At 65.7% G+C, this 14,564-nt stretch carries 8 protein-coding genes and 1 pseudogene; 4 read left to right on the top strand and 5 right to left on the bottom strand.

Going from position 1 to position 14,564, the window contains the following annotated elements; translation table 11 throughout:
- A pseudogene (locus tag AC1DJT_RS09650) lies at window positions 1-1,493 on the bottom strand (hypothetical protein); the annotation flags it as partial.
- A gap of 891 nt (window positions 1,494-2,384) precedes the next feature.
- On the opposite strand from AC1DJT_RS09650, the gene AC1DJT_RS09645 reads away from it, so the two are divergent.
- The 3 genes from AC1DJT_RS09645 to AC1DJT_RS09635 all read left to right on the top strand — a co-directional run bounded on the left by AC1DJT_RS09645 (window position 2,385) and on the right by AC1DJT_RS09635 (window position 5,294).
- Complete coding sequence (locus AC1DJT_RS09645) at window positions 2,385-3,383, top strand: ABC transporter substrate-binding protein (protein WP_476833963.1); 999 nt, start codon at window positions 2,385-2,387, stop codon at window positions 3,381-3,383.
- A 100-nt stretch (window positions 3,384-3,483) separates the two neighbouring features.
- A complete protein-coding gene (locus AC1DJT_RS09640; protein ID WP_441508221.1) occupies window positions 3,484-4,308 on the top strand; it encodes an ABC transporter ATP-binding protein in 825 nt (274 codons plus the stop codon).
- Window positions 4,309-4,418: 110 nt separating this feature from the next.
- On the top strand, window positions 4,419-5,294 hold the full coding sequence (locus tag AC1DJT_RS09635) for an ABC transporter permease (RefSeq protein ID WP_476770011.1): 876 nt from the start codon (window positions 4,419-4,421) through the stop codon (window positions 5,292-5,294).
- Between the two features lie 91 nt (window positions 5,295-5,385).
- Here the strand turns inward: AC1DJT_RS09635 and AC1DJT_RS09630 are convergent, their stop codons facing one another.
- The 4 genes from AC1DJT_RS09630 to AC1DJT_RS09615 all read right to left on the bottom strand — a co-directional run bounded on the left by AC1DJT_RS09630 (window position 5,386) and on the right by AC1DJT_RS09615 (window position 12,667).
- Entirely contained in the window at window positions 5,386-6,783 is a 1,398-nt protein-coding gene (locus tag AC1DJT_RS09630) for a sensor histidine kinase (RefSeq protein WP_476833962.1), read from the bottom strand.
- The gene (locus AC1DJT_RS09625) at window positions 6,776-7,447 is read right to left on the bottom strand and encodes a response regulator (protein ID WP_441493846.1); all 672 of its coding nucleotides are present in this window, start codon (window positions 7,445-7,447) and stop codon (window positions 6,776-6,778) included. The genes AC1DJT_RS09630 and AC1DJT_RS09625 overlap by 8 nt, the downstream gene beginning before the upstream one ends.
- Before the next feature lie 203 nt (window positions 7,448-7,650).
- Window positions 7,651-9,276 (bottom strand): B12-binding domain-containing radical SAM protein, encoded by a 1,626-nt coding sequence (locus AC1DJT_RS09620; RefSeq protein ID WP_476833961.1) that lies wholly within the window; start codon window positions 9,274-9,276, stop codon window positions 7,651-7,653.
- Window positions 9,277-9,712: 436 nt separating this feature from the next.
- A complete protein-coding gene (locus AC1DJT_RS09615) occupies window positions 9,713-12,667 on the bottom strand; it encodes a methyltransferase domain-containing protein (protein WP_476833960.1) in 2,955 nt (984 codons plus the stop codon).
- 738 nt (window positions 12,668-13,405) lie between these two features.
- Here AC1DJT_RS09615 and AC1DJT_RS09610 point away from each other — a divergent pair.
- The gene (locus AC1DJT_RS09610) at window positions 13,406-14,233 is read left to right on the top strand and encodes a class I SAM-dependent methyltransferase (RefSeq protein WP_441508226.1); all 828 of its coding nucleotides are present in this window, start codon (window positions 13,406-13,408) and stop codon (window positions 14,231-14,233) included.
- The last annotated feature ends 331 nt before the right edge of the window (window positions 14,234-14,564 follow it).

Here is a 14,564-nt window from a genome sequence, read left to right as displayed (position 1 = left end):
CCGGTCATGTTGCCGCCGGTCAGCGAAAGCGTGCCGTTATTCTGGTTGTTGATGTCGCCGATGACGGCGACATCGCCGCCGAGCACCTTGATCTGCCCGTCATTGTTGATGCCCTGGCCGGCCGACAGCACCGCCGACCCGGTCGGGCCATTGAAATTGATCGTGCCGCCGCCCTGGTTGTTGATCGCGCCGGCATCGATGACGCTGCCGCCCACACCGACATCGATGACCGCATTGTTGTTGAGCGTATTGCCGATGCCCTTCAGGGTCGCCCCAGTGCCGATGCTGATCGTGCCCGCGGCGTTGTTGATGGTCTGGGCGCTGAGCGTGCGCCCGGCGCCGATCGTGGTCGTGCCGTAGTTTGTCAGAGTGGTGATGCCGGTGACATCATCGGCCGCGGTCGCGCCGCTCACCGACATGGCGACGCCGCCATTGACCTGGATCGTGTTGTTGAAGACGCCGGCCAGCGTGGTGGTGCCGCCGAGTTCGATCGCGCCGATCGAGCTGCCGGCGAGCGCCCTGATGCTGTTGGTGCCGCCGGTGATGATGATGGCCGTCGACGCTGCGCCGTTCAGACCTCCGGCACCGCCCAAGGCGCCACCCGCGATCGTGCCGCTATTGATGATCGTCAGGTTCTGCCCGATGATTCCGTAGCCGCCGGCCTGTGGCCGGTAGGGTTGGGCGTTCTGGAAATCGGYGCCGCCACCGCCGCCCTTGATGGTGCCTGTATTCGTGATCGTCAGCCCGGCCGAGCCGGTCGCGGTAATGCCGTTGCCGCCTCTGCCGCCCGCTCCGTTGCCGGAGGGGTCGGTGAACGGATTGATCGCTCCGTTGGCTGAGCCGCCGCCGCCGCCATTGCCGCCTGTGATCGTGCCGGAATTTGTGAGGTTCGCACCGGTTCCGGCGATGATGCCGGAGCCACCGCCGCCGCCACCACCGCCGCCGCCGTAGGAGTAGTTCGGCACGGAATTGTAGTTTCCGCCGCCGCCATTACCGCCTTTGCCGCCGGTAATGGCGGCGCTGTTGTTCAGATCGGCGTTAAGTGTCAGACCGGCACCGCCGGCCCCGCCGCCACCACCACCGGCGCCCGCCGCATAACCGCCGCCGCCGCCGCCGGCACCGTCGGAGCCGCCACCGCTCCCGCCTCGGTTCCCCTGACCACCGGTGCTTCCGCCGCCGCCGCCGGGAGCCGTCGCACTGCCGTCTCCGTAGGCGCCGCCACCTCCGGCGCCGCCTGCGGTAGCGCCATTCGGCGCGCCGCTGCCATTGCCGCCGTTGGCTCCGGTGTACTGAGCCAGCGCTGGCCGTTGTGTCGCAGCCAGCATGACCGGCATGACCAGCGCCGTGCAGGCAAGCAGCACTGCGCGACGCCTGCGCCAGTGGCGCACCGGTGCGACACCCTGATCAGCCCGTTTGGCCTCGGGAGCAGCTCCGTCATCGATGCCTGTTCCGGCCAGCCGAACCCGGCGCCCCGTCTCGATCTCTGCGGTCATGGCGAAGCCCAAATCCCCCCAGGCGCCGAGCGCCCCAGTCCTTGATGCAACCCCGGATTGCGAGGTCGCTTACGTCGTCTCACTCAGCGCCTGTCAGGGCGCCGTCGGCCAGAACACACATCAGATCGGCAGCGAGCGCCGTCTCGCGCCGCCGCTCATTCCCAGTCCGCCGCTTGACGCGCGGCCGCGCCGGAGGCGCGGAGCAGCAAACAGCCGACCCATCGTCTGAAAATCACGGGAGCGGCTTCCACGATCACGCCGCACATGCGCCTCGCCCGTTTGCCCCGCGAATGGCCGAAACCCTCGCCCGGTGAGTATCGTCGGCACGCCAGGCAAGCAGGGCTCCCTCCCGGGCCGATCGCCCGCGCTCCGCCTCACCGGCGAAGCCTCCATGACCATCACCGCCGCGAGCACGAAGCAGGAACTGCCGCTGCGACAGTCCGGTCTTACCAGAACGTCCGGACGGGACCAGACGGGCACAGCCTCCCGATGTGAACGGTCGTTAGCATTTGAAGGGATTTATGATTTTGTTCCGGCGAAAGGCGCGCCACGGGGCCGATCGGGGCTTTCAGTAGCCAGTTTCCATCGCGCCGACGTCAGGCGAAACCAGAGCTGCAGGACGCCGTCCGGCGTGTGGCGCCCAGCCCACGCGCGAGGCGCCACGGCGCGCGTGGGCCCGATGCAGATCACCGGGATATCCTGTCTCCGGCGGCCATCCCTGCATCGGCAAGGCAGGCGTTTTCGCGCAGGCAGCACGGCAAAGTGAGTACCGCGACGCTGAAAGTCTGGTGAAAGGTTCGGGGTCTAACGCTTACGGCGTCACGGTTCAGCCAATCCTCCGCGAAAGGAGGAAGGAAGCGTGGCAGGAAACCAAAACCAAGGAGCCGGCCCATGCGTGCCCGCATTCTAACATCGTCGATTGCCTTCGCCGCGCTTCTGGCCGCAGCCGGATCGGCGCTGGCTGCCGACAAGGTCACCATCATGGTGGGCGGCTATGAGAAGCAGATCTACCTGCCCGCGAAGCTCGCGGAGAGCCTGGGCTATTTCAAGGACGAGGGGCTCGATGTCGAGCTGCTGAACGAGGCCGCCGGCGTCGACGCCGAGAACGAGATGCTGGCCGGCGCGGTTCAGGGCGTCGTCGGCTTCTACGACCATAGCGTCGACCTGCAGGCCAAGGGCAAATATGTGATGTCCGTGGTGCAGTTCAGCCAGGCACCGGGCGAAGTCGAGCTCGTCTCGTCCAAGTATCCCGACGTGAAGTCGATGGCCGACCTGAAGGGCAAGACCCTCGGCGTGACCGGGCTCGGCTCCTCGACCAATTTTCTGACGCAGTACCTGATGATGAAGTMCGGCGTGAAGCTCGGCGACTTCACCTCGCTTCCGGTCGGCGCCGGCACGACCTTCATCGCGGCTATGCAGCAGGACAAGATGCAGGCCGGCATGACGACGGAGCCGACGATCTCGCGCCTGCTCGCCACCGGCGAGGCCCGGGTCCTGGTCGATATGCGCACGGTCGAGAAGACCAAGGAAGCGCTCGGCGGCACCTATCCGGCCGCCTCGCTCTACATGCAGACGGCCTGGATCGAGAAGAACAAGCCGATCGTCCAGAAGCTCGCCAACGCCTTCGTCAAGACACTGCGCTACATCAATACCCATGATGCCGCCGACATCGCCGACAAGATGCCGAAGGACTATTACGCCGGCAACAAGGAGGCCTACGTCAAGGCGCTGGCCGACGGGAAGGCCATGTTCACGCTCGACGGCGTGATGCCGCAAGGCGGCCCGGAGACGGTCCTTGCCGTGCTCTCCGGCTTCTCGAAGAACATCCAGGGCAAGCAGATCGACCTGTCGAAGACCTACACGACCGAGTTCGTGAAGAACGTCAAATAGGTCCGCCACTCCCGGGCGATGGCGTGAGGCCATCGCCCGCCTTGCCTGCCTTTCGCCTCTTGCGATCAGCGAACGCCGGCCTGCCGGCGAAGGAGAAGCCATGTCCGCGACCGCGCCTGATGAGAGCCCGGCGATCGAGCTGATCAATGTCAGCCGCCGCTTCCTGACGCCCGATGGCAAGTCGATGACCGCGATCCGCGACTTCAACATGAGCGTGGCGCGCGGTGAGTTCGTCGCCGTGGTCGGCCCGACCGGCTGCGGCAAGTCGACCACGCTGAACCTGGTGACCGGCCTCGCCCGCCCCTCGAGTGGCGAAGTCCGCCTGTTCGGCGAACCCGTCGACGGTATCGATCCGCGCATCGGCTTCGCCTTCCAGACCGATGCGCTGTTTCCCTGGCGCAACGTGATCGACAATGTCGTGGCCGGCCCGCTCTTCCGGGGGACACCGCGCGAGGCGGCCTATGCGAAGGCCAGGCAATGGCTGGCGCGCGTCCACCTGACCGGACATGAGACGAAATACCCGCACCAGCTCTCCGGCGGCATGCGCAAGCGCGTCTCGCTGGCGCAGACCTTCATCAATGAGCCGCAGATCCTGCTGATGGACGAGCCCTTCTCGGCCCTCGACGTTCAGACGCGCGTGCTGATGCACGACGTGTTGCTCGACCTCTGGTCGGAGGCGAAGGCCTCGGTCGTCTTCGTGACGCATGACCTGGAAGAAGCGATTGCGCTGGCCGACAAGGTCTATGTGCTGACCTCGGGCCCCGCGACGGTGAAATCGGTCTATCCCGTCGATCTGCCGCGCCCGCGGGTGGTCAGCGAAATCCGCTACGAGCAGGACTTCATCGCCCTGTCCAAGACGATCTGGGACGACCTGCGCGACGAAGTGCAGCGCGGCGCCGCCCGCGACGAAGCCCGCGCAGCCTAGATCATCGGACCGGATATCGTATCCGGTGCGATGATCTAACCATCTGTGATTGCATCGGCTTTCCCGAAAACCGCAATCCACTTTTCGGGCCGATTCCAGGGAGCATCAACATGGCCGATATCGCAATCGCCTCCGGGCCGGTCTATCGCGCCGGGACGTCCGACGCCGAGATCGAGGCCGCCGCCGCCAAGGCGGCACGCCGCCGCACGCAGCTCGTCCTGTTCTGGCGCTGGGCCATCCTGCTCGGCTTCCTCGGCGGCTGGGAGATCGGCGCGCGCACCGGCATCATCGACGAGTTCTTCTTCTCGAGCCCGAGCGCGATCTGGTCGCGCCTGGTCGAATGGATCTTCGAGGGCACGTCGGAAGGGCCTCTCTGGTTCCATCTCTGGGTGACGATGGAGGAATCGCTGATCGGCTTCGCGACTGGCTCCGTCGCCGGGATCGTCGTCGGCATCGCGCTCGGCCGCAACCGCATGCTGGCCGACATCTTCTCGATCTATATCAAGGTGATCAACTCGATTCCTCGCGTGGTGCTGGCACCGATCTTCATCATGGTCTTCGGGCTCGGCCTCGCCTCCAAGGTCGCCCTGTCTTTCGTCATGGTGTTCTTCGTGGTCTTCGCCAACGCCTTCCAGGGCGTGCGCGAGGCCGACCGCAACCTAATCGCCAATGCCCAGATCCTGGGTGCGCGCGGCTGGCAGCTGACGCGCTCGGTGGTGATCCCCTCGGCGATGAGCTGGATCTTCGCCTCGCTGCATGTGAGCTTCGGCTTTGCCATCATCGGCGCGATCGTCGGAGAATTCGTCGGCGCGCGCTACGGCATCGGGCTCCTGATCAACATCGCCAAGGGCTCCTTCGACTCAGCTGGAATGTATGCCGCGATCGTCGTGATCATGGTTGTCGCCCTGCTGGCCGAATACCTGATGACCCGACTGGAGCGCAGCCTGGCGACATGGCGGCCCGCCCCCTTGCAGGACACGCAGTAAGACACGGGCAGCGACAGAAAAGGCCTCGCCCGGTCGGCCGACCGGGCGAGGCTCATTTGTGATTGGCGATGCCCGGTTCAGCCTTGGTCGGTCAGCTCTGGCCCGGCGTCGGTGCCGGCCGCGACGGAAGCATGACCTCGGCTTGCAGGCCCGGCCCGGCGGAGCGATTGGCGAGCGTGACTGTGCCGCCATGCGCTGCGGCGATCTCGCGCACGATCGACAGCCCGAGGCCTGTGCCGTCCGGCCCGGCGCCCGGCAGGCGGTAGAAGCGCTCGAAGACCTTCTCCCGCTCCTCTTCGGGGATGCCTGGCCCGGTATCCTCGACGACAAGGCGGATCTGTCGCTGCGCCTGCGACAGGGCGACCGAGACGGCTCCGCCCTTCGGCGTGTAGCGCAGCGCATTCTCGACGAGGTTGACGACGATCTCGCGCAACAGCGTCTCGTGCCCCTGCAGCATGGCCGCTCCGCCCGATAGTTCGAAGGCAAGGTCGATCTCGCGCTCGAAGGCAATCGGCGCCAGGCCCTCCAGGGCCTCGCGCGTCACCGTGGCGAAGTCGACGGGGACCTTGCGCAGGGCCGCACCGCCCGGCTCGGCACGCGCCAAGGTCAACAACTGGTTGACCAGCCGGGCCAGGGCATCGAGCCCCCGGTCGATGGCGTGGAGAGTTTCGTCCTTGGAGGCGATCTCGGTTTCGCGCAAACCGACGGTCGACTGGGTCTTCAGAACGGCAAGCGGCGTCCGCATCTGATGGGACGCATTGGCGACGAAGCGCCTCTGCAGGGCCACATAGCGCTCGATGCGCCCGAAGGCGTGATTGAGCGCGCCGATCAGCGGCCTCAACTCACTCTGCAGATGCGCCGTCTCGACAGGCTGGAGCGAGCCGGGCCGGCGCTCCGCCAGTTCCTTGCGCAGCCCGAGCAGCGGTCCGAGGCCGCGCCGCAGACCGAAGAGCGCCAGGAGCGCGGCGAGCCCCACTAGCAACGCCTGATCACGCACCGAATTCAGCCAGAGATCGGTCACCAGCCGGTCGCGGCCGCGCAAGGTGGTGCCGACGATGACGATGGCATTGCCGCCGGCCGTCTTCGACACGACGGGCTGGGCCAGGGCGACCGCTCGGATGTCGTCAACGCGAAAGCGCGCCGAGAAGAACACGGGTTGCAGGTCGCTCGGTGGCGTCGGTGGCCCTGCGACATCGGGAAAGCCCGCGATCAGCTCGCCCGAGGGCGCGATCACCTGGTAGATCACCCGGTCGCGATCCGAGGTGGCGAACATCTCGATCGCCGAGGGCGGAATCAGCGCCTCGACGCTGCCGTCGCTTTCCTTGACCTGCTCCGCGATCACCCGCGCCGAAGCCAGCAGCATGCGATCGGTGACGAGGTTGGCCGTGGAAACCGCACTCCCATGCGCCGTCCAGGCGTTGAAAGCGACGATACCGGCGAGCGGAACCAGCAGCCAGCCGAGAAGCTCGCCTCGCAGGCTCCTAGCCATCCTGCTTCCTCAGCGCATAGCCCAGCCCGCGCAATGTCCCGATGGAAACGCCGGTGCCTTCCAGCTTCTTGCGGACACGATGGACATAGATCTCGATCGCGTTGGAGGTCGCGTCGTCGTCGAGGCCGAATACGGTATCGGTCAGCGTCGCCTTTGAGACGACGCGTCCCGCCGCCAGCACAAGGGTCTCGAGAACCGCGTGTTCGCGCTGGGTCAGCGGCAGGGGCAAGCCTCCCACCGAGAACTGCCGCGTGGTCGTCTCCAGCACGATCGCACCGAAGGCGACCGTCACCAGCCTATCGCTCTGCTTRCGTCGCAGCTGCGCCCGGATCCGTGCCTCGAGCTCGAGCGGGTCGAACGGCTTGACCAGATAGTCGTCGGCGCCGCTGTCCAGCCCCGCGATACGGCTGGAGATCGCATCATTGGCGGTGAGGATGATGACCGGCGTCAAACCCTTGCGAGCCCTGAAGCGCTTGAGGATCTCGATCCCGCCCATGCCAGGCAAGGCCATGTCGAGAATGACGAGATCATAGACCTGGGTCGAAAGCGCAGCGTCGGCGTCGCTCCCGTCACGCACGCAGTCGACGACATAACGGCTCTTGCGCAGCAGGCGAGCCAGCCAATCGGACAGCTCCTGGTTATCCTCGACGAGCAGTATTCGCATTGGATACGCGTTCTCGCAGGCCAATCGGCGGCACGAACCCTTCCGAGCTCCCTTCCTAAACGGTTGGGCCGGGCCCTGTGAAGGAAAAGCCGTGCCGCGGCGTCCGGTTTCAAGGACGCTTCACCGCCCTGCGAGGAGCGGCCGACATCGCCATGCCAGACAGTGATGCGGCGGACAGCGAGGTCGTAACCGCGAAGCGCCCCTCAGCCAACGGCCATCACCTCCAGCTCGCGTTGCTTCACTCGGATCTGCGGGTGGCGCCCGCTGTCGATATCGGCGATCTGCTGCTGCACCTGGGCGATCACCTGGCGAGAGAACGGTCCGAGATGGACGTAGAGCGCGACCATCATCATCACATAGGGCAAGGCCCGGCGGTTATGCGCGAGACAGTCGACCAGCGTCTTCCAGAACTCGCGCCTGACGTCGCCCCTCATCGTCGACAAGCGCCAGAGCAGACGCCAGGACGATTTCAGCTCCTGCCATTCCATGGATTTCGGCAGTTCCAGACGGCGATTGGTGCAATCGAGCATCCGGCCGACGCGCCGAACCCGCCCCAAGAATGCGCCGGGTGCATAGACGGCCTCGAGAACGGCCTTGTAGTCCGCCAGAATGGCACGGCGCGGGCGACTGGTCTCGAAGTTGAGGCCAGYGGTGCACTGATCGCCGAACTGCCGTGCGGGGGCGGTGTCATCTGGTATCTGGAGCCTGCCCTCGCGCTCCAGGCGCCGCGTCAGCTGGGTATTGGGTAGCGCATAGAGCAGACCGACCATGCAGACCGGGATCGCGGTATCCTCGATACAGGCGATCATGTCGCGTGCGACGCTGCCCTTCTCGCTGTCGAACCCGAGGATGAAGCCGGCATTCACGAACAGCCCCGCCCGGTAGATCCTGTGCACGCTCTCCTGCAGGCTGCGCCTTGTGTTCTGCTTCTTCTGCATCGAGATCAGCGTCTCGGAATCGGGGCTCTCGATGCCGACGAAGATCGTGAAGAAATTGGCCTCGCTCATCGCCTGCATCAGGGCGGAATCGTCGGCAAGGTTGATCGACGCCTCGGTCGAGAATTCGAAGGGGAAGTCCTTCTCGGTGATCCAGCGCTTGAGGTCGGGCAGGAACTGCTTGAGCGCCTTCTTGTTGCCGATGAGATTGTCGTCGACGAAATCGACATGGCCGCGATAGCCGAGTGCATGCAGCGCCTCGAGCTCGGTCAGGACCTGCGCGTTCGTCTTGGTACGCGGCACGCGCCCATAGAGCTCGATGATGTCACAGAACTCGCAATTGAAGGGGCAGCCGCGCGAGAACTGGATGCCGACATGCAGATAGCGTTCGAATTTCAGCAGATCGAAGCGCGGCGTCGGACTCTTCGTGACATCGGTCTTGCCCATTTCGGACTTGAAGACGCCGGTCCTCGCCCCCGATCGCCAGGCGGACACGAAACCGGCCATGATCTCCTCCGCCTCCCCGAGCACCAGGAAGTCCGCGGCCTCATAGACATGCGGCGTGGAGGTTGCGTCGGGTCCGCCGACGACGACCGGTTTGCGGTGCATGCGGCTCTGCTCGATGATGGCGAGGGTACCCTCCTGCTGCGGCAGCATGCCCCCCGTCATCACGAGGTCGGCCCAGCCGAGATTCTCTTCGGCGAGTTCCTCCGTGTTCAGGTCGACGAGACGGATCTCCCACGCCGTCGGCAACAGCGCAGCGACCGTGATCAATCCGAGGGGGGCGGCGGGATGGAGCGCACCGGCGAGCTCGCATGTCGCCTTGTAGTTCCAGAACGAGCCCGCGTTGAAACGCGGATAGACCATCAAGACCCTGCAGCGTTCATTAGGCATGTTGTCTCCTGCTTCGCGCTTTGACGGGAGGAATGCGGGCTCATCGGCCGACGAGCCTCCAGACGGCCGCGCCTGCGTGCGAAAAACGTGGGGGCCGCGAGACCTTGCTGATTGCCAGGACTTGCTGACTGGGGAGAAGCTTGAGAAATCGCTGCTACCGTCGTTGAGCGATGGCTGCTCGAATGCAGCATTGAGCGGGTGGAAAGACGGACATTGCGTCGCTGCCTCCGGGTTGGCAGGGACATGAGCAGCAAGGACCGTGCCTGGGAGGCCGGTGCTCTCCACGCGTCAAAATGCGATGTTTTCAGCGTTTCCTGAGGGAAACGCCCCTAGGAGCCCCTCAAAACATCAGGGAAGCTCCAAACGCTGGAGCTGCCGCGACCACTCCGTCGCACCAGCTCCGCCGCACTTCCGGCCGTCGCGCTGCGCCTCGTCGTCACCGGCGCCTGGCGACGACAACGAAGGTCTGGCACCGCCTCATCAGGGCCGGGAACCGCCGCCCCAGGGCCTCGACCCGGGCCATGCACAGCGTGTTCAACCAATCGAACCGCCGGAAGACCGGCGGCCAGAGCCCGTACCAATGCACCTCCTCGACCACGAAGCCGTGCGCCTCGAGCAGTGCAGCCGCCTCGTCCTCGCGCATCAGCTTGTTGATCTCGCTCCCGGCAAGACGGTTGCGAACGGGATAGACGAGCCCGACCAGGCTTGCCGGATTGCCATGGAAATTGGCGACGAGGACGCCGTCCTTGACGAGGCATTTCCTCAGAACATCGAGCACCTCCGCACGAAGCGAGGGCTCGGCATTGAGGAAGAAGCGGAAGGCGGTGCAGACCTGCCGGTCGCTGACGGACTCGGTCGCACCGGTCTGGGTCAGGTCGGCCTCGACGAAGCGGATTTCAGGGTAGCGCCCGCGCGCGAAGGCGAGCATTTCCGGCGAAATATCGACGCCGACGATGTCGTCGAACGCCTCTTCATGCAGTTCCAGGATGCGTCCGGTCCCGCAGGCGAAATCGAGGGACCTCGACGCGCCGCGGGCCGCCAGCCTCGCAAATATCTCCCGGAGCAACGGCGCTTCGATCTCGCGCCAGTTGATGGCGTAATRGCCCTCGGCGAAGGTCCTGACATAGCGCCGGCCATAGCCTGCACCGGTCGAGCCCACCCGGTAGGATTCGGATTGCGGGTCGTTCGGCTGGCCCGGACCCCCGCCCCCGCGCGCTCCGCCTCGGGGTTCCCACTCCCAGGTCGCGCCAACGGCCGAAGCATCGCTGTGTCCGTTCACCAGCTGCGACCTGGACCAATGCATCGGGACCGGAGGCACGGCCAGGGCCAGGCCGGGCCTGATCTGGAGGCGCAGGCGCAGGAAGATGGCCAGCGCCAGGTTCAATGCGATCACTGTGGCAACCGATGCCACCGCGGCGCCGGTCAATCCCCAGAACCGGTTCGCCACAACCGTGGCCACGATGTTCGCCCCGGCGCCCACGATCAGCGTCGCGGCTGCAGCCCGCTCGTGCCCCGCCATCGTCATGAGCGACTGCTGCGAGCCGAAAGCGGCCGCTATAACCTGACCGATCAGGAGGATGCGAAGGACGGGGGCCGCGGATTCGAAATCCGGGCCGAGCCAATTCAGCAAGGGCTCTGTGAGCAGGAGCAGCGGAACCGAGATCAGGACCGCCGCCATCAATGACAGCCTGGCGGAGTGGCTCAGCAGCGCCTGAAGTTGCGGTCGATCATCCCCGCCGCCGAAACGCGAGGCCAGAGGCAGGATCGATCGGCCAAAAGCCACCAGGGGGCGCGTCGTCAGCGTCGCCATGCTGAGGGCAATGCCGAAGATACCGGCCTTGGTAATGCAACCCTCGAGGCCGAGCACGATGACACCGGCCCGGTTCAGGACGATCTCGGCGGCGACGATCATCGTAAGGGGCGCGATGGAAGAGCGCCATTCGGTGGTGGCATAATTCGCCACGGCCATGCGGACCGCCTGTGGCCGGACCTCCCGCAGGGTCGGCACGAGCACCATCGCCGCCATCGCCGACCCGACGAGCGTGGAGCCCATGACGAGCGTCGCATCGCGTGGCCACAGATGGTACCAGGCCGTCAGGAAGATCATGCCGAGAACGAGCCCGTTCAGGACGACACGTTCGATCGTGAGGACCGACAGGGCACCGCCGTAGCTGCGCGTCACGGAGCCGCTGATCAGGAGAAGCGTGAGCAGAGGTGTCGCGGCCAGCGCCATCAGACCGGTTGAGATGACCTCCTGCCGAAATGTCCCGGGATACATGGTGATGAAGGTCGCTCCGAGCACGGCGATCGCCACCGCGGTCGCCAGCGTCCTGCGGACGGCATACTGGATCACGCCCCGGGCGAGGCTGCTCTCCTGCCGCGCGAGATAGGCTGGCAGGAGGCGCATCAGCGAAATATTGAAACCCAGCGTGGAGCTGTAGGCGACCACGCTCGCGCAGGCGAAGGCGAAGGCATAGATGCCGTAGCTATGGGCGCCGATGACCCTGGCGGCGAGAAATTCGACGAGAAAGGCGAGAAAGGCCCCGATCAGATAGGGCAGCAGCGCACGCATGCTGGGGAGCGGAATGGCCCGCTGGGGAGCGGCGACACTCCCCGCTGCCACGATCGCGCCCCGAATCGGCACAGCGGGATGAGCCGGACCGGGGCGCGTTGCTGCACGGTCGGCTGCCGCTGCCGCGGCGGATGTGCCGATCGGGGCGCGAACCGGGCGCCTCGCCAGGACCTCCTCGACGGCTGCGTCCAGCGCGCTGCCGAGCGTCGCCTCGTCGTGAAAGGTGAGCGAGATCACCGGCGTCTCGTGCTCATGCAAGAGGCCGTCGGCGCGAGCGATGACGGGCGCCGCGGCGTGGCTCATTCCGAAATCCGTTTCGGGCGTCTCCGAGGGGGCATCGATGCAGATGATCAGATCGGCCTTTGGCACCTGTTCGAGGGCTGCTTCCAGGGTAGCCGCGCTCAGGGCCCAACTATGCGTGGCGAGCAGGCAGACGGTTTGAACGAAGCCTTGTTCGAAGATCACGATCTGGTCCGACCGGGCCGCCTCCGACCAGGCATGGCTCAGGCTCGCATTATAGTTGCGCAGGACGCCGAACCAGGCCGCATTGGCCGGCGGCAGCATGGCGAGGATATCGAAGCCGGGCCAGAAACCGAGCCTGCGACTGAGCGGGAGGACCGCTGCCGCGGCCCATTTGCCAATGCCGCGGTAGACATGCCCGGTGGTTTGGCCCGGGGGGTCGCGGGCCGGATCCCCTGTCGCGGGCCAGTGGCCCTGAATGATCTCGGCAGTCTGGCCGCTCTCGCGGAGCCTCTCGCACAATTCGCTGGCAAAGCTTGCTCTGCTGGCACCGGTGGCGCCGAAAAGATCAATGATCATAGGCCGATACCCTTGCATTGAGAGGCAGTGCCACTGCATTGGGGGCCGGGCGCACTCCGGCGTGTTGACACTCTGCTCCCGTGATTGCCGTCGTTCTGCGGCGATGGCGGCTCCACCCTGACGAAGCAGGGAGACCGTGCAGCAGGCGACCCCGCAGGCCTCCCACGATCGGCGTCGGTTGTTCGTCGCGCATCGGATCAACCCTGTCTTCGGCGGCCGGCTGCGGGATTGACCTCAACCGGCTACGCCTGGGGCGCGGCCAGTTCATCCTTCGAATGAACGAAGCCGGCGTCGATTGCGCCATGGCGGCGCCTCGGCGCAGGGGCCGGAACGGGCGGCCGGACAGCCAGGAAATGCCGGGTCATCCTTCGTTCGGAGGATGCCGAGCGCCTGCCCGGCGCGTACCAGAGATAAGCTTGGCTCGCTCGGGCGCAGCTGACTTTTGAAACCGAAGCCCCGAGCGGGAGGAGTCCTCGTTTCTTGTGCGACCTGGACGCCGACCGTGGGCGCCTCGGCTCCAGATCCTCGCATGCGTCTCGATGACCGGATGGTCGCATGAGGCGAGAGCTCGGGCTTAGCGGCAACCGAGCCTCGGTGGGTACGCAKGATGCCGGCTCGGGCGCCCCGCCTGCCCTGTTGTCAGGAGCGTTCCAACAGCTTCCGACGCCTGGAGCGGGTGACAAGCCCCCAAGCATCCGCAGGCGAGAAGCCATCGGCGATTCACCCTGGGAGATTGCGATGCCGGTCGTTCAAATGCGTCCATTCAGCTATGATATCTGTGATCACTCAACGGCGGCCGAGGTCGAGCGCATCAAATCCGCCTATGCGAAATATGCGGAGAGAGATCGCGGAAACCCGGACAGGGAGAGACGCCCCGGGCGCCTGCGCATGGTGCGCGATCGCGATGTCGCCCTGTACAGGTTGCTCGATCGGGAGGCTGCCCCTCCCCTCAAGCAATATCGTGTCCTGGACCTGGGCTGCGGGACGGGGGATCTGGTCCGCCGTCTGCAGCGCTACGGTTTTCCCAACGACCGCCTGTTCGGGATCGACCTGCTTCCGGAAGCCCTCGCGACCGCCAGACGAAAATGCCCGGACGTGTCGTTCACGGAAGCCAATGCGGAGAATGTACCGTTTCCCGACCAGCATTTCGATTTCATCCTGGTCTTCACGATGTTCTCCTCGATTCTGAGCCCCCTCATGGCCAGGAACGTGGCGCGCGAGATCAATCGCGTCCTGACCCCGAACGGGGTGATCATCTGGTATGACATGCGCTATCCCAATCCCTGGAACCGCAATGTCAGGGCCATGACACGGCGCCACATCCAGGACCTGTTTCCCGAGTTCGAGAGTGAACTGGCCTCGAAAACGCTGATTCCCCCCATTGCCTACCGTCTCGGCGCTCTCACCGACCCGCTCTATCCGGCGCTGACATTCTTCCCCGCCTTTCGATCGCACTATTTCGGCATGCTGCAACGGGCGTCTGCCGCCGTGGCCGAACCTGGGGACACCGTGTCCTCGCCATTGCGCCCGACCGAGCTCAAATCGGGACGGAGCGCTTCCGTCTGACGCCGATGAGCTTGTGCATGGGCTCGCGGGGAAACCGCGGGCCTCCTTGCGTTTTCCCGCCTGTCGAAGCTGAAGTTGCGTGGCGCGGGCGCTGCCAGGGCCCGATGGTGGGGCCCGGACAGCGACAGCACTCCGAGTGAAATCCGGGATGTCGCGGGCGACAGCCTCGACGACAGGGCCGGTGATCGCGGMGACCTCCACCCCTGCCGGCAGCTTAGGTCACCCCAGCCAATGCCGATCCCCCGCCCCGGCGCCTGAGCTACAGTATCGGCCCGGGAACCGGGTTGCGGTTTTCGGCAAAGCCGGTGAACTCACAGAGGGTTGGATCATC

This window comes from Allobosea sp. 05T422_2 (genome assembly GCF_056396265.1).
Note: the sequence above shows the minus strand (reverse complement) of the source record. Positions and strands in the feature narration are given on the sequence as shown.

Excerpts from the sequence above, each read along its gene's own strand:
- AC1DJT_RS09640 (WP_441508221.1), top strand. The coding sequence starts at position 3,484 with ATGTCCGCGACCGCGCCTGATGAGAGCCCGGCGATCGAGCTGATCAAT.
- AC1DJT_RS09635 (WP_476770011.1), top strand. The coding sequence starts at position 4,419 with ATGGCCGATATCGCAATCGCCTCCGGGCCGGTCTATCGCGCCGGGACG.
- AC1DJT_RS09630 (WP_476833962.1), bottom strand. The coding sequence starts at position 6,783 with ATGGCTAGGAGCCTGCGAGGCGAGCTTCTCGGCTGGCTGCTGGTTCCG.
- AC1DJT_RS09610 (WP_441508226.1), top strand. The coding sequence starts at position 13,406 with ATGCCGGTCGTTCAAATGCGTCCATTCAGCTATGATATCTGTGATCAC.